This is a genomic window from Proteocatella sp. QWL-06, assembly GCF_058684135.1.
In genome coordinates this window covers 267,271-292,301 of record NZ_CM178755.1, presented here as the reverse complement: position 1 = coordinate 292,301, position 25,031 = coordinate 267,271, and the positions used below count along the sequence as shown (strand labels likewise).

The window sequence follows — 25,031 nt, the reverse complement described above, 5'->3', positions numbered from 1 at the left end:
GGCTTTCTTTCACCAGTCTGTGTTCCCTGGTACGGTTTTCTCTCGCCAGTCTGGCTTCCCTGATACGGCTTTCTCTCGCCAGTCTGATTTCCCTGATAAGGTTTTCTCTCGCCAGTCTGGTTTCCCTGATACGGCTTTCTCTCGCCAGTCTGGTTTCCCTGATAAGGCTTTCTCTCGCCAGTCTGGTTTCCCTGATAAGGCTTTCTCTCGCCGCTCTGATTTCCCTGATAAGGTTTTCTTTCGCCGCTCTGATTTCCCTGATACGGCTTTCTTTCGCCGCTCTGATTTCCCTGATAAGGTTTTCTCTCGCCAGTCTGATTTCCCTGGTACGGCTTTCTCTCGCCCTGCGGCTTTTGTTCCTGATTCTGTTCAGGTTTCTGGGTCTTCTCTTCTTTGTTTCCCTGGCTTATTTCATCTTTTTGAGTTTCTTTTTCTGTTTTGTTTTCCATATCGTCCTTTTTTATCTCATCTTTAGCTTTCGATTCTATTTTACCATGTTCATTATCCTTCTTATTTGCCTGCGTGTCAATCTTTACAGTAGACAATTTTTTCATCATCTGCTGCGCTTCCTGCTCTGTAACTGCAGCCATGTGGCTGTCTATCTTGAATCCGACCTTGCTTAGCATATCTATCAATTCCTTTGTTGGCAGCCCCAGGTCTTTAGCTAGTTTGTGTATTCGTATCTTTTCCATGTTGTTCACCTCCAACTATTTTTTTGATACTATCCGCAAAGCCTCTGTCAGTAATTCCAACTACGACACGTTCCTCTACGCCCATTGCTTTTCCTATTTCATAGCGGTCAAGGCATTCGATTACCGGTATGTCTCTGTAGCTGGATTTATCTTTGATTCTTTTAGACGTGTTGGCAGAAGCGTCGCTTGCGAGTATTACAAGTTTCACTCTTCCGTTTTTGAGATTTTCCAGGGTTATTCCCTCTCCCGAGGTTATCTTCCCTGCTTTTTTTGCAAATCCCAGCATTGTTTTTATTTTTTGCTTCAAGCTTTTATCAGCTCCTCTTTAAGACGGTCATATACTTCGGTCGGGATTTCCACCCTGAAGCTTCTTTCGAGAGCATGAGTCTTGATTGCCTTTTCCATGCACTCCATGCTCTGACAGATATATGCACCTCTTCCATTGGCTTTTCCCGTAGGATCTACAAATATCTGACCTTCTTTATTTTTAACTATTCTTATAAGTTTCTTCTTATCGCTTCTGTCTGAACAGACTATGCATTTTCTCTGAGGAATCTTCTTGGTCTTAGCTGGTTGTGCCATTTCTGCCCTCCTGTGCCTTTATTCTGTAATCAGTTCTTCTGCCAGGCCTTCTGTAATTTCCTGAAGCTCCTCGGCAGTGTCCTGCTCAATTTCTTCGGAAATAACTGACTGGCTTTCGCTCTTAATGTCAATTTTCCAGCCTGTCAGCTTTGCCGCAAGCCTTGCGTTCTGGCCTTCTTTTCCTATGGCAAGTGAAAGCTGATAATCCGGAACCACTACTCTTGCTGTCTTATCTTCAAGATTAGGCTCTACAGATACCACCTTTGCAGGGCTGAGCGCGCTTGATATATATTCTGTCGGATCATCGCTGTACACTATTATGTCTATTTTCTCGCCCTTGAGCTCGTCTACTATGTTAGCTACTCTCTGGCCTTTTGAGCCTACGCATGCTCCTATAGGGTCTATCCCAGGATCAGAAGACCATACTGCCATCTTTGTCCTTGAGCCCGCTTCTCTTGATATTGATTTAATCTGAACTATGCCTTCGCTTATCTCTGGCACTTCTCTCTCGAAAAGCCTCTTTACCAGTCCCGGATTGCTTCTTGAAACCTGAAGCTGAGGGACACCGTTCTGTTTTTTTATCTCCATCAGATATACTGTTATTCTGTCATTGAGCTCATATTCTTCGGTTGGCATCTGTTCCTGTGAAGGGAGCATTGCTTCTGTCGTTACAAGAAGATCGTTCTTTCCTCTTATGCTGAGATTCACAAGCACGTTTGATCTTTGCGGCCCATTGATCTTTCTCACTACTTCGCCTGTCATTATTTCAGTTTCTTTCAGTGAGAATTCATCAAATACTATGTCTCTGCTGGCTTCCTTGATTTTTTGAACAACCATCTGTCTTGCAGTCTGAGCTGCTACTCTTCCGAAGTTTCTTGGAGTCACTTCTTCTTCTACTATATCGCCTATCTCATAGGACATGTTGATTTCCTGAGCTCCCTCAAGCGAAATCTCTCCGTCGAGAAGGTCGATCTCTCTCTTGTTTACTACGGTCTTTGAAGTGTATACCTTTATATCTCCGTTTTCTCTGTCTATTACCACTCTTACGTTGTTGGTAGCACCAAAATTCTTTTTGTATGCATTTACCAGTGCGTTTTCAACAGCCTCTATGAGTATGTCCTTGCTTATGCCCTTTTCTGCCTCAATCTGGTTCAGTGCTGTTATGAAATCAGCGTTCATCTGTTAATTTACCTCCTAAATTAAAATGTTACCTTAAGTCTTATTATTGCAATATCTTTTCTGTTTATTTCTATTACCCTGCCATTGAATTCTATCTGTACGATTCCATCTTCTGTAAGGCCGATAAGATTTCCTTCGAATTCCTTCTGTCCGTTAATGGGTTTGTAGAGCTTTATCTCCACTTCCCTTCCCTTTTCTCTTATGAAATCTCTCTCTTTTTTGAGTGCCCTGTCTATTCCAGGAGAAGAAATCTCCAACATGTACTGTTCCTTTATCGGATCTTTTATGTCAAGCATCTCTCCAATCATCCTTGAAAGCTTCTGACAGTCCTCCAGGCTGATTTTCTCATCTTCTGCCTTTCTGTCAACAAGTATTCTCAGATACCAGTCAGATCCTTCTTTTACATATTCCGTATCAACCAGTTCAAATTCCTGAGGAAGGACTTCCAGTACCAGTGCTTCCACTGCTTCTTCCGTCTTGTTTGCCATATAGCTTACCCTCCTTTTAAGTTTATTCTAAAACGAAAGAGTGGGTTTTTCCCACTCTTTTGGCCCGTTTCTATATTGTATATTTATTATGATAACAGATTTTGCTTATTTTTTCAATGCTTTTTAAGTATTTTTTTATGTTTTGAGATATAATGGGTATATAATTTAAAATTAATTTCAGAAAGGATGGTCTTATGTCAGACACTGAATTATATTTCTCTTTAAATAATTATCTCAGACGCAAATTCGGCTCTAAAGTCATAAAGCTTTCAATAGATGGAGGTTTCAGCTGCCCTAACAGGGATGGAAGCATCGCGCGGGGAGGCTGCATATTCTGCTCAGAGGAAGGCTCGGGAGAGTTTTCAGGTGACAGGAATCTCAGCATAACTCAGCAGATGCTCGATCAGACATCGCTCCTCAGTTCCAAGTGGCCTGACAGCAAATACATCGCATATTTCCAGAGCTTCACCAACACATATGACACGGTTGAAAACCTGAGGAAGAAATATGATGAAGCGCTCGCTTTCCCAAATGTAGTAGGCATAGCAATCGCCACACGGCCAGACTGTCTGAGCAGCGAAGTGCTCGAGCTTCTGACGGAATATAATTCCAGAACTTTTTTATGGGTTGAGCTCGGACTGCAGACTATCCATGAAAAAACCGCTGACTTCATAAGAAGGGGCTACGACCTGAAGACATTTGATACAGCGATGAAGAATCTGGGCAGCCTTAAGATAAAGACCGTGGCTCATCTTATCCTCAATCTTCCGGATGAGAGTTTTGATGACATGAGAAACAGCCTTGGATATGTCTCTGACATGGGCGTCTGGGGCGTAAAACTTCAGATGCTGAATGTCCTTAAGAACACGGATCTCGAAAAGCACTACCTTTCAGACAGATTCTACCTCCGGACTGCGGATGAATATATTGAGCTTGTGAGCAACCTGATTACATATCTGCCTCCTGATATCGTCATACACCGGGTTACAGGCGATGGAAAAAAAGAAAGCCTGCTGGCTCCCGTATGGGTTCTCAACAAGCGTTATGTGCTTAACGGTATTCAGAAATATATGCGTTCAAACAACCTTTATCAGTCAAAGAACTATCTGGACATATGCTAGAGTGTTATGCAAAATATGGTATTCCTATTCCATAAACAATATATCCGAGAAATCCCCCGATAATTATCATGAGTATCGGGGATATTTTTTTGAAATGATAAATCGCAGCCATAACTGCCGCTATGAGCGCTCCGTATATGTCATTTATTGACATCGGGAAAAGCTTGATTACCGCAAAAAGTATTACTGGCACTACACATGGCCTTATGCCGTACAGCAGCCTTGAAATCATCCCTCCGCTTCCGCCGCGGTAAAAGGATGCCAGGAGAAGCGAGAGGATCACAGGAACCAGGACTACTGCTAAAGTCGCCGTGAAAGCTCCGGCAATCCCGGCTGCCTTGAATCCTACAAAAGTGGAGGAGTTTATGGCAAGCGGGCCCGGCGTCATCTCCGAAAGCGCCACCATGTCGATGAACTGTCCGCTGTCTATTACCCCGTATTTTTCGAGGATTTCCTGCTGAATCATAGAGATGACAGCATATCCTCCTCCAAAGCTTACCGCCCCTATTTTAAGAAAGCTGAAAAACAGTCTGGATATCATGTCGTCACCTTCTTTCCAGTCTCTTGAGCATGAGTCCTGAGAGTGCGGCTGCAATTATTATATAAAAGCTCGAAACTCCCAGCATCAGGAGCCCAAGTGCTGCTGCTGCTATATATTTTCTGTTTCCTGAAAAATCCGTGTTTTTCGTCATATTCACAAGCGCATATATTATCATGACGACGATCGTAGGACGTATTCCTTTGAACGCGAGCCTGACAGGCTCAAGAGATGATACATCGTCAAAGAATGCCGCCACAGCAATTATGGCTGCAAAGGCAGGAAGTATCGACCCAAGGGCTGCAGCAAGCGCTCCAGACAGGCCTCTTACCTTGTATCCCGCAAAAATGCTGCAGTTTATGGCAATCGCACCCGGAAGGCTCGTAGCCATGGCCACAGCATCATAATATTCCTCTCTGCTCAGCATCTTTTGATTTTCCACGAGCTCTCTTTCAATAAGCGGAAGCATGGCATAGCCGCCACCGAGCGTGAACGCTCCTATCTTGAGGAATACGAGAAACAGCTTCACTGCCATCACAATATTCCTTCTGCCCTGAATATAGTTCTTATTTCTTCCCAGTCGTGGACCCTGGTAATATTCTCGTGCTCAGATATCTTGTTGTACGGAGCATCTACAAGATAAAGCTTTATTCCTGCGGCCGCGATGTCTATAGATGCATCCGGATGGTCTTCTATGAATATCTCACATCCCAGCTCAGTAGCCTTCTGCAGCTTGTCCGGAGTTCCCAGCGTTATCAGCTCGATCTTTTCAAGTCCGTTTTCATCCAGCCATTTCCTGGTCTTTTCGTGCATGTCCGGTTTTCTTGCAGTTATTATCCATACATTGTGCTTCTGAGAAAGCTCGTTTACGGTGTCGCGCGCGCCGTCGAGAAGATCTGCATTGAAAATCAGATTTTTCCCTTCGCCTCTGAAGAAGCTCATTATCTCCTCATCGGTTACATTGTATATATCCCTGAAATCATATTTGTTAAGCTCCTCATATCCTATGTCTCTGCCAAAATACTCATTGAGATAAGGAAGAAAATAACCTGAAAACGTAAGCGTTCCATCTATGTCGATTCCAATATTGTACTTTTTCATAATTCCCCCTGTGATCAGTAAACGTAATTTTCCATAGTCGGGCTGACATTGAAGAATTTCTTCATGTCCTGATATTCCTTTTTTGCTTCGATATTTTCAGAAGATATCTTTACCGCTCTTATCATAAGATTCTTCGGAGTATCAAGCGGCGAGATGTATTCAAGAGCCGAAACCTCATAGCCATAGGATTCTATGAAAAGGCTCCTCATCGAATCTGTAAGAAGATCATTAAGCCTCGCCCTGAAGATATTATGCTTGTATAATGGAGCCAGCTCTGGTGCATCTATCTGATCTATCATCTCCTTGTGGCAGCATGGAACTATTACCATGCTTCCTGATTCTGCTCTTATCGCTGCCGATATAGCATAATCCGTAGCGATATCGCATGCATGAAGGCTCACGACCATAGCTATCTTCCTTGAGGGAACATATGTCCTCAGATCCTCCTGAATAAATTCCATGTTCCTGTAGCCGAGCCTTTCCGCTCTTTCTATAGAGCTCTTTATGACGCCCTCGGAATAGTCGATTCCGATGAAGTAGCAGCTGCGCTTCATTACTTCTCTTATATAGTAGTTCAGCACGAATGTGAGGTAGCTCTTCCCGCATGCACAGTCCATTATCGTGAGCGGCTCATTCGGGTCCATGTTTCTTAAGATAGGCTCGACCACCTCAATGAAATGATCTATCTGATTATATTTCCTGATCATGTCATTCTTTACTTTTCCGTCTTTGGTCATTATGCCTATCTCTTTCAGAAGCTCCGGCGCTTTTGAGGCTTTTATCAGATAGTCTCTCCTGCTTTCCACCTTTACTTCTGCTTCCGGTTTTGGCTCTTCATATCGGATGTTGACGTTTCTGGCGTCCGCAGTTATTATGACATTTGTTCCCCGCTCGCAATACACGGCTTCGAGAGACTCATATTTTACCGCCTCAGACAGCACGGCTTCGAGAGCATCAGAAAAATTCGCGTCCACTATTTCTTTGTTCATGTACAGCTGGCCGTCCTTATAGCTTGCAGTAAAAGTCTTTGTGCCTGACTTGAAGGCAATGTTCATATCCTTGAAAAAATCCTGCTGCTCCTGATGTCGGCTTTCCAGCCCTGAAAAGAACAGCCTGAGTTTTGCTATTGTCTTTTTTTCCATAAAATCTCCTTAAATCCGTTTACGGTTCATCGTGTCCATTGTATATGAGTTCAAGCTTTGCGCCGTCATATCTGAATGCGTTATAGTTTCTGACTATGCCGTTGTTATCGCTCGAGATGACTATTTCATCTTTTCCATCCTTGTCAGTATCTGAATATTCTATCTGAGGATAGAGCCCGCCGTCCATTTCTTCTGCCATCTTTGCGACATGAGTCTTTCCATCCCATACGACAAGATAGAGCTTTTCATATTCAGGAGAAAGACTGTTCTTTCTGTTTCCAAGCAGAAGTATGCTTTCGAGCGTTTCATCCTTGTTTACATCCTGCTTAAGAAGCCTGTGGATAACTACAGGAGCATCTCCTACGGCAAGCTTGTTAGTGTTTTCATATCTCGCAAGCTTCATCTCTATCGTTGCATATGAGCCATGATGTACGAGCTTGTACTGAACAGAATCTTTCACCCACATAGCATAGCCTCCCTTGGTCTCCGGCGACTGGCTATCAAAAGGCTCTCCGAAATCAGCGATAAGCTTCTGAACAAGGTCCTTTGCGCTCTCGTTTCCTATGTTCAGCTTTATCCTGCTGAAATGATTCTGTGAGTCATAGAAAATTATGGTTTCTCTCGTCTTTCCAAACCAGTCGAGCTTATACACTACGAATTTAGTCTCCGGCGTCTTTCCATCGCCCTTTGAGTCAGGCTCGCCTCTGAAATCAGCCATGTTTTCACGATTTGAGGAAAGAATCTCAAATGGATGTACATCTCCGTCATAAGATTCCACTACTCCTTTTATGTCTTCTCTGTGGATCTCTTCGAGAGAAGGGATCCTCGTATAATATGCATAATATGCTGATATCGCAACTATTATAGCTGCTGCCGAAAAAATAAATACTCTTTTGTTTGTTCTTACAAAATCTCTTATTTTGTCAGTATCAATTCGGTAGGGGAGAGCCATTTTAGCTCTGCCAGGCTTTTTTTCGACATTTCTGTCTTTTTTTGCCCTGTTTATATTGTTATTTCCATTCATATCTTTTATAATCTTTTTAGACATCTTGATTTCCTTCCTGGTATATATTTGTCCACAGTACAATATTATATCATATTATACAGAATATTTGTGGGATAATTAAGGGAGCCTGACGACTCAGAGAATTCTGAAATAAATTATATTGAATTGTGCATTTGACATTATCGCAAAATAATTATATTATAATTATATACGATGTATGATAAAAACCATTATTAATTAGGAGGTCTAAATGCCAAAGATAGTTGATGTTCAGGAAAAAAAACAGGAGATATACAGATCTGCGACACAGGTTTTTTTAGATAAAGGATACAACAACACTACGCTTCTTGATATAGCCAAGCTCTGCAAGATGGGAAGGAGCACAATTTATCAGTATTTCAAGAATAAGGAAGAGATTTTTTATGAGGTCTCAATATCATTCTTTTCTGAGCTCGTTTCCAATCTCGACTCCATAATGCTCGAAGAAAGCATGTCTTCTACCGAAAAGATCAAGAAGATGCTGTCTGTGTTCATCTTTGATTCAAAAGCTGACTCACAGAGGTTTTTTCAGCTTGCGAAGGTGCTGATGTTCCTAAAGGAAAACAACTCTGTATTTGAGAACAAGTTTAAGTTCTTCTATCTGAGCGTCCAGGATATGTTCTTCCAGGTAGTGGAGAGCGGGATATACAATAACGAAATAAAGCAATGCGATGCCGAATCCATGTCGATAGCGATATTCGGGCTCGCGCAGTCGATAATACTTCATACCTACGTAGATACCAGCAGGGACAATCAGAAGTATTTCGAATCGATATGCCTCATGATCGATGGGATAAAGGCCTAAGGAGGATAAATGAAAAACGCCGGAAGGAAAAATCTTATTTTAAGGATAATGATAATAATAATAGTGCTCGGGCTTGTAGTAACGCCTTTGCTGAGCCTGTTATAACTTACTTTGTTGTTTACGACATGAAAGGAGAAATATATGCCTGCATTTGAATTGAACAGAGATAATTTTGAAACTGAGGTTTATGAATCAGATCTGCCTGTACTTGTTGATTTCTGGGCGCCATGGTGTGGCCCATGCCAGGAGGTGCTTCCTATAGTTGAAGAGCTTTCTGCAGAGCTGGAAGGCAGAGTTAAGGTATGCAAGCTTAACGTCGATGGAAGCAAGGAAATAGCAAGAAAATTCAGGGTCATGACTATTCCTACCGTGATAGTATTCAAAAACGGAGAAAAAGTCGCAGAGAAAATATATCCAAAGAGCAGAGAGGAAATACTTTCGATGCTTGAAGGTCTGTAATAGCAAAAAGGTCGAAGGCTGTATATTTAAATACAGTTTTCGACCTTTTTGTCATTTATCTCTGTTTCAAGAAAATCTGCAGCCTCCGCCGGATCTGCCAAATTTCTTATTCGATCTGTCTTTTCAGATGACATCAGTATGGATATAACCTTTCCCAGAGCCACCATATGATCCCGAGGAGTCCCTGCCGCCAGCATGAATATGAGATCCACATCCGCGCTCTCATCCGGACTTCCCATGAGATTGAATCTCACCGGCCTCTTAAGCACCGCAATTGCCATGGAGGGCTTTATGACATGCTCTGAGGTCGCATGGGGCACTGCACTTCCAAGGCCTTCTTCAGGCACTCCTGTGGGAAAGTTTTTTTCTCTTTCCAGCACGGCATCACAGTAGCTGTCTCTGACATATCCTTCGGATCTCATCTCCGAAGCCATCATTTTTATGGCCTCTTCTGCATTTTCAAACTCTGCGCTGAGAAAAACAAGTCTCTCGTCTATTTTCAGAAGACTCACTTCTGCACCTCCTCCCATAATATGTAAAGGCACACTTCATCACGAAGATGAGCATGTGCCTTATGCTTGTTTCAGTTTTTACGAAAAATGAGCTTCTGTATGCTGCATTATTTTTTTTGACAGGCTTTTGAATACCGGAACCCCTGCCACCGTTACGACTATGAATTCTCCAAGAGCCACGTAAAACATAGTTTCCATGATCGGGAGCTGAGCCAGGAGAGCAATCTCAAGGCCTACTATTATTCCATTTGCCAGGGTGGGCATGAGTGATGCAATCCATATGTTTCTGGCATATCTCATCGAGTATACGGCGACTGCTGTCGCGAATGTCCCTACGATGACATCTATCATCCCGAACGGGCTGAAAAGATTTGCAATGAAGCAGCCAAGGATAAGTCCTGGTGCAAACTGCGGGTTTACAAATGCCAGAAGCGTAAGGATTTCCGGAATCCTCATCTGGATAGCGCCATAGCTTACGGGCGCCATTGAAATTGTAAGTGATGCGTATATACCTGCAATTATTGCGGTATATACGATAAATCGGGTTTTTCCTGTGTTCATTTTTTTCTACCTTCCTTGTTTTTTTATTAGTGGGACCAAGCAAACACTAATATATATTTATTACAGATATTCTTCTTCTTTATCCTTTATGGAAAGAAAAACATCCTGTAATTCGTCTTTATGGATCTGAATTATATCCTTCAGAACCTTTTCGAGAGCGTCGATATCATCATCCTTAATGATGAACCTGTACTCCCATGCGGGATTGAATTCTTCATCGCATATCGAAACCGATGCCTCGTTTCCTACAAGCTCAGAAATTCCGCTGAGCACCTTGTCTTCTTCATAATAGTCATATATGGCCGTGTATTCCCAGTCTTCTACGCCTGATTTCGTGCTGAGCTGAAGGTTCAGCATCTCGCCGTCTCCATCTCCCGTTATGAATATACTGTTAATATACTCCGCATCGCTTCCTATGTCAATCGTCGCAACTTCTTCAGTTATTATGTTGTCGCTGTCTTTTTTCATCAGTACTACTGCAAATTCATTCATGGCTGTTCACTCCTTCTAAATGGAAATTATTTCCAGATACATATAGTTCCCAGTACTCCAGGACCGGCATGTACAGATACCAGAGTCCCAAGATCCACTATGTCTACTTCCTTCTCTGTAATGTCGCTTATTCTTTCCTTAAGCTTCTGTGCATCCTCCAGGCGGTCTCCGTGAGCTATATAGATCTTGTCCATGCTGTGTTTTTCCGCAAGGGATTTTGTTATCTCCTCTATCTTGAGAATGGATTTCTTTCTTCCTCTGACCTTGTCCACAGGTACAAGTTTTCCTTCTTCAGTCATGTTTATGATAGGCTTTATGTCAAGCGCCTCTCCTATAGTGCCCGAAAGTCTTCCGATTCTTCCACCTTTCTGAAGATATTTCAGGGTCTCTACGGCAAAATTGATCTGCTGGTTTTCAAAGCTTCTGCCTGCATAGCTTACAATGCTGTCAAAGCTTTCGCCTGCTGCTGCCATTCTTGCTGATTCGATCGCCACATGTCCAATCCCGTAAGCTACGGATCTCGTTATTATGTTTTCTATAACAAGCTTATCCTTGTATTCCTCAGAAACATTCTTCACCATGTTGTAGGTTCCACTGAGATTGTGCGATATGGTCATCACGATAACGTGCGTATATCCTTCTTCCACAAATTCGTCAAAAGCTCTTACTGCCTCTGCGATCACCGGAAGCGACGTCTTTGTGTCATACTCATCGAGAGATGCCATGCACTCTCTGTAGCTTATGTCATATTTGTCTCTGAATGTTCTTCCATCGTTAAATATAACCTGCAACGGTATTATCTTTATGTTTTCAGTATCCTGCACTTCCAGGCTTAAATCGCTGGTCGTATCTGTCAATATACCTATCTTCTGCATCCTAATCCTCCCAACTTACACATATACCCACTGTTCCGGGTCCAGAATGCCCTGCCATCATTGGCCCAACGTTAATAATGTATCTGTCATCCTGAGATATATTTTCAAGTGAAGAAAAAATACCATACTGCCTTTTCGCATCTTCAATGGACCTTCCATGCATGGAAGCAAATTTGATTTTACGCTTTCCTCTGACATCAGCCATTGCCAGCTCCATCATTTCCTGAAGTGATTTTTTTCTTCCTCTGATTTTTCCTGCTGCATAATATTTTCCCTCTTCATCAACCCCTATTATCGGTCTGATGTCGAGCATTTTTCCTACTTTTGCTTCAAAACTGCTTATTCTTCCGCCTTTTACCAGATATTTGATGTTGTCCACGGTAAAATAGCCGCGGCTTCTTTCGAGAACATATCTGGCTCTCTCCACGGCTTTGTCAAAGTCTCCGGTTTCAATCACCGTTCTCGCCGCCTCGATTACCGAGAATCCCATGGCCATCGAAATCAGCTTTGAATCGATTATCTCCACACAGAAGATGCCTCTGTATCCGTCAAGCGCAGTCTTGACTGCGTTAAATGTCCCACTCAGCTTAGAAGAGAGGGTTATCGCTATTATATGGGTAAATCCATCATTTTTCAGTTTTTCAAGGACATCCGTTATGTCTGCTATAAGCGGAAGCGATGATCTTGGTATCTCAGATTCGAGATTTTCATACACGTAGTCCGTATCAATATCAATCCTGTCCTTGAAGGCTCTGTAGCTGTATACTACCTGCATAGGCAGAAGCCTTATCCCGTACTTCTCCACAATATGATCTGGAATATCACATGTTGTATCTGATATTACTGCGATTTTATTCATTTTTCCTCCAGGATCCGATTCGCATGACTTCCAGACCTCTTTGAATTATTTTGTACTTTCACTAAGCTATTATACTATATATCCTCTTTTTTAAAAATAGTTTTAACAAAAAGAGTTTTTCAAAAAACGAAAAGCAAGTCTGAGGGCTTGCTTTTCGCTGAACTTATTTATTCTATTTGAGCTGCTTCAGTACTTCTCCGAGCTCATTTATCTTTGCCTCATATTCGCTGAGGGATCCGTTTCTGAGCGCTTCCTGAGCTTCTTCATAAAGCTGGTTTGCATATGCTATCGTATCTGATGGAGCAGATATTCCAGTCTGATCCCCAGGTAAAGCTGCGCCGGAATCTCCCGGTATTTCAACAGGATTACCTTCATCATCTACGACGCTTCCCGCAAGGACTTCCTGAGAATCTTCAGGCTTTCCGAAGATTTTTTCGAGTGCCTTGTCCAGGGTTTCTTCCATTACCACCTTGTCATTGTACCCTACTATTATCCTCTTTACTTCCGGTATAGCGCTCTCTGAGTCCGCCCTGATGTAGAGTGGCTCCACATAGAGGATCGAGCTCTCAATCGGTATGGTCAGGATATGGCCTCTAAGCACCTGCGAGCCGCGGCTGTCCCATAGCGAAAGATCTTTTGATATGACATCATTGTTGCTGAACCTTGCTTCCATCTGCTGAGGCCCGATTATGCTCTTGTCCTTAGGGAAGCTGTAGAGCACCAGATCTCCGTAGAACTCTCCGTCATTCCTGCCGACGAGGAATGCAGTCATGTTCTGCTTCTGCTTAGGAGTATAAGGTATGCTGAGCACGAATTCTGCCTTCTCCTCTTTAGGGAGCTTGAATGTGAAATACAGCGACTCCATAGGAACCGTCTCACCCTGATATGTCTCTATCGGTATGTCCCACTTGTCTTCCCTGTTATAGAAAACATCAGGATTGTTCATATGGTATGTCGCATACATCTGCGCCTGTATATCGAACAGGAACTGCGGATACCTGATGTGGCTTCTTACGAATTCCGGCATTTCGCTCATTTCCTTGAAAAGATCAGGGAATATCTTTGAATAGGTCTCTATAATAGGGTCAGTCTCATCAGATATATAGAAATCTATGGTTCCATCATATGAATCCACCACTGCCTTTACAGAGTTCCTTATATAGTTTGTATTGCTCTTGTCGCTGAAAGGCTCCGAATAAGGGTAGAAATTGGTCGCCGTATATCCATCTATGATATAATGAATCCTTCCATCCGCTATAACGGCATATGGATCTTCATCAAATCTTATGAATGGAGCTACTTTCTGTACCCTTGTCTTTATATTTCGGTTGATCAGGATTTTAGAGTCAGAATTTATACCACCTGAGATCAGTATCTTAAGGTCTCTTTCTCGAGTGGCAAAAAGTGATCTGTTGAACAGATTTAGTTCTATTCCGCCAGCCCCTTCATATTTGGTCATCTCGTTAGAATCGCCTTTAGGATAATCGAATTCCATTTCGTTCGTGTTAACTATTACATAGTCATTGGTAAGCTCTCCAAAATACACCTGTGGCTTTGTAAGCGTAAGCGCCTCAGCATTAGTGCTCACCGGAACGTTCTTGAGTATCATGTTTGGCTGACCTGATGGGTTCAGCTGATTTACAGGAGCGACTGTAGCTCCATATCCATGAGTATATTTAAGCTTGGTGTTTATCCACGTCCTCGCGTTGGCTTCAAGCTTGTCCTTGTCTATCTCTCTGATTGAGAGAAATACCTGAGTAAGCTTTCCATCTATGACATATCTGTCTATATCCACGTCATTGAAGCTGTAGTATCCTCTGAGTCCCTGAAGCTGGTTGAAGGCTTCTTTTGTAGGCCTGTAATCGTTAAGGCTTATGTTTGTTATGGTCTCTTTGTTGTTTATTATGTCATCCACAGTCAGATTCTGGTCCACAGGGAAATCTCTGATTTCAACATCATCGAGCCCATAAGCCAGATTGGTATATTTTATAGTGTTCTGAATGTAAGGCCTTTCCTTGGAAAGCTCATCTGGAGACACTATGAAGTTCTGAACAGCCATCTCCGCTCCCGTACCTATAAGAGTTACGATAACAAGCACGGATACACCGCCAAGGGCAAGCTTTTTCATATCGCCCTTCTTTCTTCCAAAAAGCAGTGCTCCTGCTATCAGAAGAGATACGACTGCCTTTATCCTGTATACCCACAGCGCTACCTTTACATCGGTATAGCCTGCTCCGAATATTGCACCTCGTGCAGAATAGAGAAGTTCATAGGTTGAGAGTACGTTTCTGAGCGCAAGCACCATAAAGAATACCACGCCTATAGTTATGACTATCGACAGTCCAAGCTCGACAAGCTTGTTCACGGATTCTCTGTTTCTCATCTCCGGATACATGTCTCTGATATTGTCATCATGTATATTGTGCTCCTCTTTTGGCGGAGGGTCCTGACTTATCAGAACGGCAAAGTACACTACCGTTATTATCATGAGGGATATCAGAGCATTCAGCGCGAGCGCGAAAAGATTGTTTATCAGTGGAAGCTTGAATACATAGAAGGATATATCCCTGTCAAAAAGAGGGTCCTTTACTCCAAAAGCCGTGCTGTTCATGAATTTGAGTATATCCATCCAGAAAATACCCGAGATTGAAAATGCGAACAGAACAGATACGACTGCCACCGCTATGCTCTTTATCCTTCCGGAACGTTTGTCCGAATCCGGATCTGGTATTATTCCCATTTTGTCATAATATTTCTTCTTTATGATTTTCAGATAAAGGGTCAGGAATATATAGAAGAATATGAATATTGGAATTCCTACCGTGAGTTTTGAGAAAACCATCTTCAGGAACGTATCCGTATATCCTACTTCCCTGAACCATGCAAGGTCCACAACGAAGTTCATTATGGTCCCGAAAAATGCAATAACCATTCCTATGGCCGCAACCACTATCAGGAGCCCTGCCTGCCTTACATTAAATTTTCCAAAGGAAAAAGATTTAATCTTCATATGTTATCCTTCTTTCGTTTCTGGGTCTTTAAAACAGGTAATTACAGATTACCATCATTTTTATACCCTTAATTAATCATCTTATTCATAACAAATATGGTCCTGATTAATTAAACATTTTTATTTTGATAATCAAAAGGCACAATGATGTCATTGTGCCTGAATATGATTATTCTACTGAGTATGGTAAAAGTGCCAGGTTTCTAGCTCTTTTAATCGCTACTGTTAGTTTTCTCTGAGCCTTTGCAGATGTTCCTGAAACTCTTCTTGGAAGTATCTTTCCTCTTTCTGAGATATACTTCTTAAGAAGCGCAACGTCTTTATAATCTATCATGTTTATCTTGTCGCCTGCAAATGGATCTACTTTTTTTCTTCTTCTTTTCATGCCTCTTTGTGCTGCCATGACTAAACCTCCTTCTTAAAATGGTACGTCATCATCCTCAAGTGCTCTGTAGCCTTCGTCGTCAAGCCCTTTTGGAGAAAATCCTTCTGGAGCCTGGAATCCGGATGGCTCAAATATATCTGAGCCTGCATTTGAAAATCCCTGACTTAAATCAGTTCTTGGTGAAGCTCCCTGAGCTTTTTCCAGGAATTGAACCGTATCGGCAATTATTTCAGTTACGAATCTCTTCTCACCGTTCTGAGTATCGTAACTTCTGTTCTGGATCTGACCCTTTATTCCAACCAGTCTTCCCTTGGAAAGATAGTTGGCACAGTTTTCTGCTATTTTTCCCCATACTACTATGTTGAAAAAATCAGTCTGTCTCTGGCCATCCTTCGATGTAAATGGTCTGTCTACTGCAATTGCAAATGTAGCTACGGCCTTTCCTGTTGAAGGAATGTATCTTAGCTCAGGATCTTTTGTAAGTCTTCCAATCAGTATTGCAACATTCATAGTGTTTACCTCTTACTTCTCATCTAAGTTGATTATCATGTGACGGATTACGCTGTCGCTGATCTTAAGGTTTCTGTCAAGCTCTTTTGGTATGTCTGTGCTTGCCTTAAAGTTAACAAGAACATAAAAACCTTCGTTAAGCTTCTGAATTTCGTATGCAAGTCTTCTTGCTCCCCATACATCAACCTTCTCAACTTCTCCAGATGTTTCAATTATTGCTTTAACCTTGTCAAGTACAGCTGTTTTTGCCTCATCATCAAGAGTTGGTCTTAGTACATAAACTAACTCATAATTTTTCATTACATTTCACCTCCCTTTGGACTATACGGCTCATTATCTGAGCAGAAAGATGAGAACCGAAATTTTCATTTCTTCGCATTCACATGCGCAAATCTCATACCGTATTATTTTAACATAAATATACGGTGCTTGCAAATTTTTTTTGAGTTTTACATCATATTTTTTGTTTTTTCCTGAATGTTAATAGTCATCATACGAATAGGAACTCTTGTGAGGCTCATAAAAATCCTCTTCATAATCATACTGAAAATGCTTCTGGTTATTCCTGAATTCGCTGAGAGGCTTCTGGTCAATCTCGCCCCTGGATTTTTCTTCCTTTAACTTTGAAAGTATGCTGTCTATGTCTATTTCCTTCTTCTTTTCCAAACAGATCCCCTTCTTTCTTCTGATTCCTCCAGCAGGGCACATATGCACCTCTGTAATTACAGTTTATATTTCATATATAAGTTTGTCAAGGCAAAAAGCTATGTACACAGTTCTTCTTTTGAGTTAAAATAGCCTTAAAGAAAGAATGGAAATCCATGTTGAAAAATATAAGGAGGCTATCATGAAATTGAACATTTTACACAGTCTTGAAATAATGCAGGATTACGATTCCTATGTTATCCCGTTCACCTCTCCGGCAGTAATGGCAGACTTTTTCGAAGAAGATTTCTGCAATCTTGTAAAGCCTTACATAGACTCAGAACTCTTCAAGGCAAAAAAAGGCGAGATCTACAGCTTCACATCGTTCTTCAAAGGGACCAGCAAGCATGTAAATATAGTCCTTGCAGGCTTTGGCGAAGAAAAAGACCTGACAGCGGATACCCTTATGAATGGTTTCGGAAAGGCCGTTACATCGCTTCAGAGCCTGAAAGCCGAAAAGCCGCTGATATTCATGGAGAATATCGCACCCTGCGTGAATAAAGTAGATTCATTCCTCAAATCATGCAAGGCCATGATTCTTGCTGAGTATGCATTCGAAAGATATCAGACGAAAGAAGATAAGACAAAGAGAATAGATTCCATAGATATATATTCAGAGTATTATGAGGCTCCCCGCTGCGAAAAAAGAGCTTCCCTGCTTGCTGATAATACCATCATAGCAAGAGATCTCGTCAATGAGCCTTCAAACTTCATGAAGCCTGAAGACCTTGCGGATAAGGTTAAGGAGATACTTTCAGGGCTCAGCCTTGACATAGATATATATGATGAGGAAGCCATCAGAAAATTCGGCATGACTGCATTCCTGTCTGTTGCAAAGGGATCTTCTGCCAAACCAAGGCTCATAGTTATAAATTACAGAGGAAACAAAAGCTCCGATGAAAAGCTTGCACTCGTTGGAAAGGGACTTACTTACGACAGCGGCGGCTACTCAATAAAGCCGACTGACAGCATGATTACCATGAAGACCGACATGGCCGGATCGGCTGCTGTGGTTGGAGCAATCAAGTCCATAGCAGAGGCGAAGCTCAGGGTCAATGTCGTTGCTGTAATAGCCGCATGCGAAAACATGATCTCTGGAGAGGCTTATCTTCCTGGAGACCTTATCGGCTCAATGGCAGGCAAATTCATAGAGGTCGTTAATACGGATGCCGAGGGAAGGCTTACGCTTGCCGATGCAGTCACATTTGCACGTGAAAATGAAAAAGCCACCAAAATCATAGACATAGCTACGCTTACAGGTGCTGTGCTTTCAGCTCTAGGGCTTGATTATGCCGGAATAGTCACTAACAGCGAGGAACTTTATAAGATTGTTGAAAAGGCATCAAAGATGTCCAACGAGAAAATCTGGAGGCTTCCTCTTGATGAGAGCATAAAAGAAAGAAATAAATCAGAGATAGCGGATCTTAAGAACTCCGGAGGAAAATATGCAGGCTCAAGCACCGCAGGAGCTTTCATAGGTGAATTCGTAAATGATACGCCATGGGTACACATAGATATAGCAGGCACCTCTGCTGCTGAAAAGGACATTCCTTACTGCAGAAAAGGCGGCACAGGCTATGGCGTGGAGCTGCTATTTGATATAGCATCTCAGATAAAATAAAATAAAAGATTAAATTTTAAAAGCCGGGACTCCTTTGAGGATTCCGGCTTTTATCTATTTCACAAGCTCTATGGCATTCTTGATCTCGCTGTCAGTTCCCATTATGTAGTCGAAAAAATTCCTGGACCTTGGATCCAGCTTTTCTTTATTATGGAGATATATCCGAATCGTCATCTTTTCCATAAGGCTTTTCATCACATCCCTCACAGCGATGAAAAGCCTTATGTCTTTTACCTGAGCTGCGTGCTCGAGGTCACTGTCTCCGGTAGAAACTACTGAAGAGAACACTCTCAGCTCTGAGTCGCTCACCGCCCTGAATCCCTTTTCGCGGTCAAGGCTCAGAAGGGATTCCATAAGCTGTCCGAGCGCAAGATACTCTATGTTCCTGTTGCAGTAGCTATTGATATGCATCTCCCTGAGATTCTCCCTGTGCTCGCTGATTTCGGTCCTGTCGTCAAGCAGCTTGAGGTAGAGCTCCTTCAGCTTCTTCTTAGCGCCTATGTTGAGCTCTGCTCTTAGTATCTGGTCGCACTTCTTGTACTGAGATATGGCCATGTGACGCTCTCCCAGCTTTATATACTCTGTCATCAGGTTGTAATGGCTTTCCTCATCATATGGATTTTGAAGAAGTATTTCCTCAAGAATCTCCACTTTTTCCTCATGCATGTGGGTATCTTTCAGGTTGAGATATATCTGATTAAGACAGCTCGCATGAAGCTTCTGATATCTCACTCTGTTTGATAGTATCCACTCATAAAGCTCCTCCGCATCCTTTATATGCAGCTGTTCCAGAAAATCACCCCGAAACGCGGACTTCATCTCCCTGAGCTCCTCAAGGCTCATGGATGAAAGCGGCTTTTCTTCAAGCTTCTTTATCCTTATTACATCAGAATTGAACCTGTATTCAGGATTTATATAGCAGTATTCCTTGTTTGCGAGTATGAGGCTTCTGCCCTCTTCATCCCCTGGTATTACTTTTTTTATGTTCCATAGATTGTATCTGAGATTATAGCCTGAGTTTTCATATTTCTCGGCCCACAGCAGATCTGATATTTTTTCTCTCGTTATCTTCTTGTTGTAGTTTTCCACCAGATACATTATTATGGCTACGGATTTCGAGCTCAGCCTGGTGGTTATATCTTCGCCCCTGTAATATATCCCCGCATTTCCCAGGAGATTTACGACAAGCATTTCCTGCATCATAACAGCTCCTCCCGGTTCCTCGAATATACTATCCTTCCGTCTCTTATAGTAATGTCCACAGAAATATTTTTTATGGATTCTGGCTTAACTTTCTGTATATCTTTATCGAGGACCGTCAGATCTGCTTTTTTACCTCTGGCGATGCTTCCTCTTTCAGATTCGCTGAATGTGGCATATGCCGCAGATGAAGTGAACATCTTAATGGCCTCGATGAGAGTCACCGCATGGTCCTTTTTGGGATGGTTTACTGCAGAATATATACCCAGCAGAGGATTTACAGGCGTGAGCGCGCTGTCAGAGCCTGCGCATATAACTATCCCCTCATCAAGTATCTGCCTGAACATGTTGGTCCTCAGGTGCCTCTCTCCGAGCGATTCTACATAAAGCTCATTGCAGCCTTCATAAAGTCCTTTCTGCGTATTCCCGAGAAGGGTCTCAAACACCGGCTGCATCGAAAGCACCAGATTAAGTTTTTTTGCCCGCTTTATCTGATCAAAGCTCAGAAGCTCTGCATGCTCAACCCTGTGCCTCAGATCTGTTCCCGGACATATCGTCTGAGCATACTCGTGCGCTGACAGCACCTGTTCAAAAGCCCTGTCTCCCACAGCATGAAGCCCGATCTGAAGAGAGGCCTCATAGCACTCAAGGACAAGCCTGTTGAGCTCTTCCTGGCTGAAATACAGGTCTCCGTTGCCATCTACATCTTCGTAGTTTTCAAAGAGTGCGGCATTTCTGGATGTAAAAGACCCATCCACGCCTATGTCTCCGCCCATCCTCTTCATCTTTCTAGCCTTGATTTCATCCGTGTCAGTAATGCTGTAATACAGCTCAATATTTACAGGCAGCTTCTTGATGAACTTGAGGAATTTCTGATAATCCTCCCGCTCTCTTATCAGACTTGTTTCTATAGCAACTACGGTCGTCACTCCCATAGGGAGGATCTTCTGGTTTATATAGTCTCTTATCATGCTGCATTTTTCTTCAAAGGTATAGAGATTCATTATCTTGTTTTTCGCATATGCGTTCGCCTCGTGCTCAAGGATTCCTGTGATTACGCCGTCCTCGTCTTCCTGTATACCATTTAGACTGAAGGGTACCTTAATAAGCTCGAGGGCTCTTGAGTTCACCACGCTTTTCTGAAGGTCTCTGCTCGCTATCCACACCGGATAGTTAGGACACATCCGGTCAAGCTCCCTCCTCGTAGGAAGCCTTCTTTCTTCAAGCGTATGATAGTGCAGTGAAAGCCCCATGATTATTTTCTTGTCCGGTCTGTCGTCGCACATAGCTCTGAGCTTCTTCTCTATATATCCGAAATTTACCGCCTCACTGAAATCGATGTTGTTCTCATTGATTACCGTTTCATCCAGATGGACATGGCTGTCATAAAATCCCGGCAGCAGGCTTCTTCCTCTCAGGTCGATTATCTCCTCATCGCTTCCGGCATATCTTTCATATCCGCTCCCATATCCAAGCTCTGCTATCTTTTTGCCATCAGTTCTTATCCAACTGTAATTCTCTCCAGAAAAATTGATTATATTCCCATTTATAAGTATCAAGTCGTCACCTCATATATATTTTTATATGACAATTATATCATACTCAAATCGTACTCGACAAAAAAGCACGAAAAACTTTGAGGTTTTTCATGCCTTTTTGCTAAAACAGAGATTTATATTTTCAGTATGTTATTTTTTCAATAGATTCATTACAGTCTTGTACACAAGTTCTGGAGCTACATTGAAGCTGTATCTCTTTTCGATTCTCTCGGTAAATTTGTGTGCATCCTTTCCAAAGCTTCCAATGTCAAGCACAGGCAGGTCCAGCTTCTGCATGTCCTCAAGCGGAAGATCGTACTTGCTTCCGAATCCAGGCATGTTGTCCTTGAGCGCCGCTATTATCGCAGGATCCTTTGGAGCTGCTGCATAGCTGAGATCTGATATATACGGGAAGAACTTCTTGTACACGAGTCTGTAGTCTGTCTTTGTTGAGTCTACAGCCTCTGCCACAGCATCAATAAGATTCTTTTCCTTCTCAGCTGTTCCCTCCACATATATGTGAGGATAGTATGGAGGCGAGAAGTATACGACTACCACAGGTTCTCTGTCAGACCACAGCGAATGAAGCTTTTCTACCATCCTGAGAGAGAATGTCCTTGGATCTAGGTCCTCATCCTTCATGAGCTCCCTGTTGTACTCGTCCATAATATCCTTAACGCTCGCATTTTCTTTTTCCACAGCTGCAAGAAGCTCTTCATATGTCATCGTCCTTGCTTTCCACGGGAGCAGCTCCTGTTTTCTTCCTGCCATCTCGCAGAAAGTGCTGTACCTGCTGTTAAGAGTGTCTATAGCTTCCTGGAAGGCTTCATTTGCCGCATTCTTCATCTTTACGAGAACCTCATCCGGCGTCGAGCAGTGAGTCGCATAATTGAAGAAAAGCGTAGCCGATTTTGCGATCTGAACTGAATACTCCGGCTTGAGATCTCTCTGATGAAGAGTGATAGGAGGAAGTGAAACTTCTCCCTCTGCAACGTCGCAGAATTCAGGATTCAGGTTTATCCTGCTTGTTATATGGGATGCTATCTGGTTAGGGTCTATCCCCTTGAAGGATTCTCCTACATGCGTCTCTTTTCCCACTACGTAGAAAGATGGCATCAGCTTTCCTACAGTACCTATATATACGTACTTGTTCTCATCGCCTTCAAACTCAGATGTCATGTAATCCGTATCAAGAAGCGCGAGATACTCAAGACCTTCTTTTTCCTGCATTTCTACCAGCTTCGGTACTACAGACAGCATTCCGCCTGAATTACCCTCCTCGTCGCATACTCCGGCAAATATGAGGTTTCCTTCAAAATTCTCTATTTCAGACGCGATTTCTTCCATGAGAGCCATTATTATGGCATCCCCCGTCTTCATATCAAAGATTCCTCTTCCGAAAAGATACTCTCCAGAATTGAGATCTCTGGTCACCTCTTCACTCAGCGTAACCTCTTTGAGCTTTTCCATAAGCTCATATGGCCTGTTGGCATATTCCTGAAGATTGCCATAATCCGAGATTCCCACAGTATCGGTATGTCCTATCATTACAACCGTTTTTTTGCTGATGCCCTTTTTCCCTCTGAGCACTGCGACAACGCTTTTTCTTCCAAGCTTGTCTCCTGTTTCAACAAAGAAAAGATCTTCAGGGTTTTCTCTGTAATATGGCATCTTTGAGAATATCTCAAATATCTTGTTGACAGAATCCAGTTCTCCCGGAGTCTCTACCACGCTGAGCTCATTAGTGAGCTCTATAGCGATCTCCTCAATTCTTTTTGCTATCTTTTCAGTCATTTACTTGCCTCCTTAAATGTATCTATAAAAACAAAACCTCTTAATTATATAATCTTAAACCCTTATTATTCAGCCTTTCTTTCCTTTACCTTTGCTCCCGGATAATACTTTGGATTTCCAAAGAAATCATCGAGCGACTCTTTTACGTCTTTTCTCAAAAGCACGAGTCCTATCATGTTAGGTATTATAACCATCGCAAGCAGAAGATCAAGGAACTGGTAAAGGAATTCAATTCCACCTATCGCACCCAGCACTATCGCTGCAACGTTTACAAATTTCATTACTTTACCGAATTTAGTTCCAAACAGGAACTCTGCCTGCTTTTCTCCGTAGAACACAAGTACTATTATAGTAGAAAGCACGAACATCATTATGCAGAAAGTAACGATTCCGCCTCCAAGCGAATTTCCAAAAACGGACTGGAATGCACGCGCCGGGATTGAAGCCGCTTCTGCAGCCGGTACGTTTTCCCACAGGCCCGTAGTAAGAACTACGAACGCAGTCATTGTACATATGAAGAGAGTATCAACTATTATTTCGAATATTCCCCAGAATGCCTGTCTCACAGGATGGTCAGTAACCGCAGCGCAGTGAGCCATAGGCGCTGTTCCCATTCCGGCCTCGTTTGAGTATGTTCCCCTCGCAGAACCCCATCTCAGAGCTCCTGCGATTGTAGATCCTGCAAATCCTCCAGTTGCCGCAAGCGGTGTGAACGCAGACTTGAATATAAGCGCTATCACGCCAGGAAGCTCCGTTATATTTACCGCGATTATTACCATTGCTCCAAGCAGGTAGAATATGGCCATGAAAGGAACCATTTTTTCAGTTACCTTCGTTATTCTCTGTATTCCGCCATAAACTACAATTAGTACTATTACTGTCATAATTGCTGCTGATACCATATTTGGAACTCCTATTGTTCCTGCCGTCTGAATGAATGACACAGACTGAGTAGCAATCGAAGGTACGATTTCTATCATCAGGAAGAATGCAAAGAATCCTCCAAGGAATTTGCTCTTGAGACCTTTGCTCAGATAGTACATCGGTCCTCCTACAAACTCTCCCTCAGCATTCTTTTCTCTGTACTTTATTCCAAGCAGAATCTCAGAGAACTTTGATGCCGATCCAAGAAGTGCGAATACCCACATCCAGAATATCGCTCCCGGTCCTCCAAAAGCTATGGCTACCGGCACTCCTACGATATTTGATGCTCCTACAGTTGATGCGAGAGCCGCAGTTGCAGCCTGAAAAGGAGATACGGTTCCTTCTCCCTCAGGCTTTGAAAATATCTTCCCAAAAGTCTGCCCAATTATAAAAGGCAGATACCTGAACTGGAAAAATCCAAGATAAATGCTCAGGAATAATCCTCCACCGCCAAGAAGTACGAGAAGTGGGATTCCCCAGAGCCAGTTTGAAATTGCTGAAACCAGACCTAAAAATGTTTCCATGATAATAATTCCTCCTGTTATGTAATTTATAATTCACCTCATGATACACGGAAAACGTTTTATTATTGTTTTTAAATCTGCCTTTATCTGAAAATTTACACTGATTTTATAATTTATTTTAAAGAATACAGGAAATGGTTATTTTTTTATCAATAAAAAATCAAAGTTCTACAGAGCCCACTTTTCAGATCCATCCGCTTAATAAGTATCACAAATAAATGTTTATTTATGTTTGAATCTATTCGTATTTTTAAAACATTTTGGTAGTAATTTTTAAAAAAGTTTTAAAATTTATTGTTTTTTTATGTCATTTTTCAAACATTGATAATATCTCGTTAAATTGACTTTCTATTCGAATTTTTCGGACAT

Annotated in this window: 27 protein-coding genes and 1 pseudogene; 4 read left to right on the top strand and 24 right to left on the bottom strand. The window is 42.3% G+C overall.

Features of this window, described 5'->3' with window-relative positions; translation table 11 throughout:
- Positions 1 to 605: 605 nt before the first annotated feature.
- From AC4PGZ_RS01360 to rimP, 5 genes and pseudogenes are all read right to left on the bottom strand, one after another.
- Positions 606 to 692, bottom strand: a pseudogene (locus AC4PGZ_RS01360) (translation initiation factor IF-2 N-terminal domain-containing protein); the annotation flags it as partial.
- Positions 661 to 999, bottom strand: coding sequence for a L7Ae/L30e/S12e/Gadd45 family ribosomal protein (locus AC4PGZ_RS01355; RefSeq protein ID WP_492159300.1), 339 nt, complete (start codon positions 997 to 999; stop codon positions 661 to 663). The gene AC4PGZ_RS01355 and the pseudogene AC4PGZ_RS01360, both read right to left, overlap by 32 nt.
- Entirely contained in the window at positions 996 to 1,274 is a 279-nt protein-coding gene (gene rnpM, locus AC4PGZ_RS01350; RefSeq protein WP_492159299.1) for an RNase P modulator RnpM, read from the bottom strand. Before rnpM ends, AC4PGZ_RS01355 begins: the two co-directional genes overlap by 4 nt.
- A gap of 18 nt (positions 1,275 to 1,292) precedes the next feature.
- Positions 1,293 to 2,453, bottom strand: coding sequence for a transcription termination factor NusA (gene nusA / locus AC4PGZ_RS01345; RefSeq protein ID WP_492159298.1), 1,161 nt, complete (start codon positions 2,451 to 2,453; stop codon positions 1,293 to 1,295).
- Positions 2,454 to 2,473: 20 nt separating this feature from the next.
- The gene (rimP, locus tag AC4PGZ_RS01340; protein ID WP_492159297.1) at positions 2,474 to 2,941 is read right to left on the bottom strand and encodes a ribosome maturation factor RimP; all 468 of its coding nucleotides are present in this window, start codon (positions 2,939 to 2,941) and stop codon (positions 2,474 to 2,476) included.
- 194 nt (positions 2,942 to 3,135) lie between these two features.
- On the opposite strand from rimP, the gene mnmL reads away from it, so the two are divergent.
- Entirely contained in the window at positions 3,136 to 4,062 is a 927-nt protein-coding gene (mnmL, locus tag AC4PGZ_RS01335; protein ID WP_492159296.1) for a tRNA modification radical SAM protein MnmL/YtqA, read from the top strand.
- A 4-nt stretch (positions 4,063 to 4,066) separates the two neighbouring features.
- Here the strand turns inward: mnmL and AC4PGZ_RS01330 are convergent, their stop codons facing one another.
- The 5 genes from AC4PGZ_RS01330 to AC4PGZ_RS01310 are packed head-to-tail and all read right to left on the bottom strand — an operon-like array spanning position 4,067 to position 7,891.
- The gene (locus tag AC4PGZ_RS01330; RefSeq protein WP_492159295.1) at positions 4,067 to 4,603 is read right to left on the bottom strand and encodes a chromate transporter; all 537 of its coding nucleotides are present in this window, start codon (positions 4,601 to 4,603) and stop codon (positions 4,067 to 4,069) included.
- A 4-nt stretch (positions 4,604 to 4,607) separates the two neighbouring features.
- Complete coding sequence (locus tag AC4PGZ_RS01325; protein WP_492160237.1) at positions 4,608 to 5,135, bottom strand: chromate transporter; 528 nt, start codon at positions 5,133 to 5,135, stop codon at positions 4,608 to 4,610.
- On the bottom strand, positions 5,135 to 5,701 hold the full coding sequence (locus AC4PGZ_RS01320) for a 5' nucleotidase, NT5C type (RefSeq protein WP_492159294.1): 567 nt from the start codon (positions 5,699 to 5,701) through the stop codon (positions 5,135 to 5,137). Before AC4PGZ_RS01320 ends, AC4PGZ_RS01325 begins: the two co-directional genes overlap by 1 nt.
- A 14-nt stretch (positions 5,702 to 5,715) precedes the next feature.
- On the bottom strand, positions 5,716 to 6,843 hold the full coding sequence (locus AC4PGZ_RS01315) for a class I SAM-dependent methyltransferase (protein WP_492159293.1): 1,128 nt from the start codon (positions 6,841 to 6,843) through the stop codon (positions 5,716 to 5,718).
- A 19-nt stretch (positions 6,844 to 6,862) separates the two neighbouring features.
- The gene (locus AC4PGZ_RS01310) at positions 6,863 to 7,891 is read right to left on the bottom strand and encodes a hypothetical protein (protein ID WP_492159292.1); all 1,029 of its coding nucleotides are present in this window, start codon (positions 7,889 to 7,891) and stop codon (positions 6,863 to 6,865) included.
- A gap of 208 nt (positions 7,892 to 8,099) precedes the next feature.
- Between AC4PGZ_RS01310 and AC4PGZ_RS01305 the strand changes: the two genes are divergently transcribed.
- Together AC4PGZ_RS01305 and trxA are read left to right on the top strand one after the other, a co-directional pair.
- Positions 8,100 to 8,693, top strand: a complete 594-nt coding sequence (locus AC4PGZ_RS01305) for a TetR/AcrR family transcriptional regulator (RefSeq protein ID WP_492159291.1) — start codon at positions 8,100 to 8,102, stop codon at positions 8,691 to 8,693.
- A 141-nt stretch (positions 8,694 to 8,834) separates the two neighbouring features.
- Positions 8,835 to 9,152: a thioredoxin gene (gene trxA / locus AC4PGZ_RS01300; RefSeq protein ID WP_492159290.1), complete on the top strand. Its 318-nt coding sequence runs from the start codon at positions 8,835 to 8,837 to the stop codon at positions 9,150 to 9,152.
- A 26-nt stretch (positions 9,153 to 9,178) separates the two neighbouring features.
- Here trxA and AC4PGZ_RS01295 read toward each other — a convergent pair whose 3' ends face one another.
- From AC4PGZ_RS01295 to AC4PGZ_RS01250, 10 genes are all read right to left on the bottom strand, one after another.
- The gene (locus AC4PGZ_RS01295) at positions 9,179 to 9,664 is read right to left on the bottom strand and encodes a PTS sugar transporter subunit IIA (protein ID WP_492159289.1); all 486 of its coding nucleotides are present in this window, start codon (positions 9,662 to 9,664) and stop codon (positions 9,179 to 9,181) included.
- Positions 9,665 to 9,742: 78 nt separating this feature from the next.
- Positions 9,743 to 10,225 carry a QueT transporter family protein gene (locus tag AC4PGZ_RS01290; protein ID WP_492159288.1) on the bottom strand — a complete coding sequence of 161 codons (483 nt, stop codon included), beginning with the start codon at positions 10,223 to 10,225 and terminating at the stop codon, positions 9,743 to 9,745.
- Positions 10,226 to 10,285: 60 nt separating this feature from the next.
- Entirely contained in the window at positions 10,286 to 10,717 is a 432-nt protein-coding gene (locus AC4PGZ_RS01285; RefSeq protein ID WP_492159287.1) for a DUF6762 family protein, read from the bottom strand.
- A 26-nt stretch (positions 10,718 to 10,743) separates the two neighbouring features.
- Positions 10,744 to 11,592, bottom strand: coding sequence for a DegV family protein (locus AC4PGZ_RS01280; protein ID WP_492159286.1), 849 nt, complete (start codon positions 11,590 to 11,592; stop codon positions 10,744 to 10,746).
- Between the two features lies 1 nt (position 11,593).
- Positions 11,594 to 12,451, bottom strand: coding sequence for a DegV family protein (locus tag AC4PGZ_RS01275; RefSeq protein ID WP_492159285.1), 858 nt, complete (start codon positions 12,449 to 12,451; stop codon positions 11,594 to 11,596).
- A gap of 172 nt (positions 12,452 to 12,623) precedes the next feature.
- On the bottom strand, positions 12,624 to 15,461 hold the full coding sequence (locus AC4PGZ_RS01270) for a UPF0182 family membrane protein (RefSeq protein ID WP_492159284.1): 2,838 nt from the start codon (positions 15,459 to 15,461) through the stop codon (positions 12,624 to 12,626).
- Positions 15,462 to 15,630: 169 nt separating this feature from the next.
- Complete coding sequence (rpsR, locus tag AC4PGZ_RS01265) at positions 15,631 to 15,864, bottom strand: 30S ribosomal protein S18 (RefSeq protein WP_492159283.1); 234 nt, start codon at positions 15,862 to 15,864, stop codon at positions 15,631 to 15,633.
- Between the two features lie 15 nt (positions 15,865 to 15,879).
- Positions 15,880 to 16,356, bottom strand: coding sequence for a single-stranded DNA-binding protein (locus AC4PGZ_RS01260; RefSeq protein WP_492159282.1), 477 nt, complete (start codon positions 16,354 to 16,356; stop codon positions 15,880 to 15,882).
- 12 nt (positions 16,357 to 16,368) lie between these two features.
- The gene (gene rpsF, locus AC4PGZ_RS01255; protein ID WP_492159281.1) at positions 16,369 to 16,656 is read right to left on the bottom strand and encodes a 30S ribosomal protein S6; all 288 of its coding nucleotides are present in this window, start codon (positions 16,654 to 16,656) and stop codon (positions 16,369 to 16,371) included.
- A gap of 180 nt (positions 16,657 to 16,836) precedes the next feature.
- Positions 16,837 to 17,022, bottom strand: a complete 186-nt coding sequence (locus tag AC4PGZ_RS01250; RefSeq protein WP_492159280.1) for a hypothetical protein — start codon at positions 17,020 to 17,022, stop codon at positions 16,837 to 16,839.
- Positions 17,023 to 17,203: 181 nt separating this feature from the next.
- Here AC4PGZ_RS01250 and AC4PGZ_RS01245 point away from each other — a divergent pair, with 181 nt between their 5' ends.
- Positions 17,204 to 18,682, top strand: coding sequence for a leucyl aminopeptidase (locus tag AC4PGZ_RS01245; RefSeq protein WP_492159279.1), 1,479 nt, complete (start codon positions 17,204 to 17,206; stop codon positions 18,680 to 18,682).
- A gap of 54 nt (positions 18,683 to 18,736) precedes the next feature.
- Here the strand turns inward: AC4PGZ_RS01245 and AC4PGZ_RS01240 are convergent, their stop codons facing one another.
- The 4 genes from AC4PGZ_RS01240 to AC4PGZ_RS01225 form a co-directional block, all read right to left on the bottom strand.
- Entirely contained in the window at positions 18,737 to 19,885 is a 1,149-nt protein-coding gene (locus tag AC4PGZ_RS01240; RefSeq protein WP_492159278.1) for an AfsR/SARP family transcriptional regulator, read from the bottom strand.
- Entirely contained in the window at positions 19,882 to 21,441 is a 1,560-nt protein-coding gene (locus AC4PGZ_RS01235) for an amidohydrolase (protein ID WP_492159277.1), read from the bottom strand. The genes AC4PGZ_RS01240 and AC4PGZ_RS01235 overlap by 4 nt, the downstream gene beginning before the upstream one ends.
- A gap of 129 nt (positions 21,442 to 21,570) precedes the next feature.
- Positions 21,571 to 23,214, bottom strand: a complete 1,644-nt coding sequence (locus AC4PGZ_RS01230; RefSeq protein WP_492159276.1) for a M20/M25/M40 family metallo-hydrolase — start codon at positions 23,212 to 23,214, stop codon at positions 21,571 to 21,573.
- A gap of 65 nt (positions 23,215 to 23,279) precedes the next feature.
- Positions 23,280 to 24,662, bottom strand: coding sequence for an alanine/glycine:cation symporter family protein (locus tag AC4PGZ_RS01225; RefSeq protein ID WP_492159275.1), 1,383 nt, complete (start codon positions 24,660 to 24,662; stop codon positions 23,280 to 23,282).
- Positions 24,663 to 25,031: the final 369 nt, after the last annotated feature.

Coding starts and splice junctions, on each gene's coding strand:
- rnpM (WP_492159299.1), bottom strand. CDS start 1,274: ATGGCACAACCAGCTAAGACCAAGAAGATTCCTCAGAGAAAATGCATA.
- nusA (WP_492159298.1), bottom strand. CDS start 2,453: ATGAACGCTGATTTCATAACAGCACTGAACCAGATTGAGGCAGAAAAG.
- rimP (WP_492159297.1), bottom strand. CDS start 2,941: ATGGCAAACAAGACGGAAGAAGCAGTGGAAGCACTGGTACTGGAAGTC.
- mnmL (WP_492159296.1), top strand. CDS start 3,136: ATGTCAGACACTGAATTATATTTCTCTTTAAATAATTATCTCAGACGC.
- AC4PGZ_RS01330 (WP_492159295.1), bottom strand. CDS start 4,603: ATGATATCCAGACTGTTTTTCAGCTTTCTTAAAATAGGGGCGGTAAGC.
- AC4PGZ_RS01325 (WP_492160237.1), bottom strand. CDS start 5,135: ATGGCAGTGAAGCTGTTTCTCGTATTCCTCAAGATAGGAGCGTTCACG.
- AC4PGZ_RS01320 (WP_492159294.1), bottom strand. CDS start 5,701: ATGAAAAAGTACAATATTGGAATCGACATAGATGGAACGCTTACGTTT.
- AC4PGZ_RS01315 (WP_492159293.1), bottom strand. CDS start 6,843: ATGGAAAAAAAGACAATAGCAAAACTCAGGCTGTTCTTTTCAGGGCTG.
- AC4PGZ_RS01310 (WP_492159292.1), bottom strand. CDS start 7,891: ATGTCTAAAAAGATTATAAAAGATATGAATGGAAATAACAATATAAAC.
- AC4PGZ_RS01305 (WP_492159291.1), top strand. CDS start 8,100: ATGCCAAAGATAGTTGATGTTCAGGAAAAAAAACAGGAGATATACAGA.
- trxA (WP_492159290.1), top strand. CDS start 8,835: ATGCCTGCATTTGAATTGAACAGAGATAATTTTGAAACTGAGGTTTAT.
- AC4PGZ_RS01290 (WP_492159288.1), bottom strand. CDS start 10,225: ATGAACACAGGAAAAACCCGATTTATCGTATATACCGCAATAATTGCA.
- AC4PGZ_RS01285 (WP_492159287.1), bottom strand. CDS start 10,717: ATGAATGAATTTGCAGTAGTACTGATGAAAAAAGACAGCGACAACATA.
- AC4PGZ_RS01280 (WP_492159286.1), bottom strand. CDS start 11,592: ATGCAGAAGATAGGTATATTGACAGATACGACCAGCGATTTAAGCCTG.
- AC4PGZ_RS01275 (WP_492159285.1), bottom strand. CDS start 12,451: ATGAATAAAATCGCAGTAATATCAGATACAACATGTGATATTCCAGAT.
- AC4PGZ_RS01270 (WP_492159284.1), bottom strand. CDS start 15,461: ATGAAGATTAAATCTTTTTCCTTTGGAAAATTTAATGTAAGGCAGGCA.
- rpsR (WP_492159283.1), bottom strand. CDS start 15,864: ATGGCAGCACAAAGAGGCATGAAAAGAAGAAGAAAAAAAGTAGATCCA.
- AC4PGZ_RS01260 (WP_492159282.1), bottom strand. CDS start 16,356: ATGAATGTTGCAATACTGATTGGAAGACTTACAAAAGATCCTGAGCTA.
- rpsF (WP_492159281.1), bottom strand. CDS start 16,656: ATGAAAAATTATGAGTTAGTTTATGTACTAAGACCAACTCTTGATGAT.
- AC4PGZ_RS01245 (WP_492159279.1), top strand. CDS start 17,204: ATGAAATTGAACATTTTACACAGTCTTGAAATAATGCAGGATTACGAT.
- AC4PGZ_RS01240 (WP_492159278.1), bottom strand. CDS start 19,885: ATGATGCAGGAAATGCTTGTCGTAAATCTCCTGGGAAATGCGGGGATA.
- AC4PGZ_RS01230 (WP_492159276.1), bottom strand. CDS start 23,214: ATGACTGAAAAGATAGCAAAAAGAATTGAGGAGATCGCTATAGAGCTC.
- AC4PGZ_RS01225 (WP_492159275.1), bottom strand. CDS start 24,662: ATGGAAACATTTTTAGGTCTGGTTTCAGCAATTTCAAACTGGCTCTGG.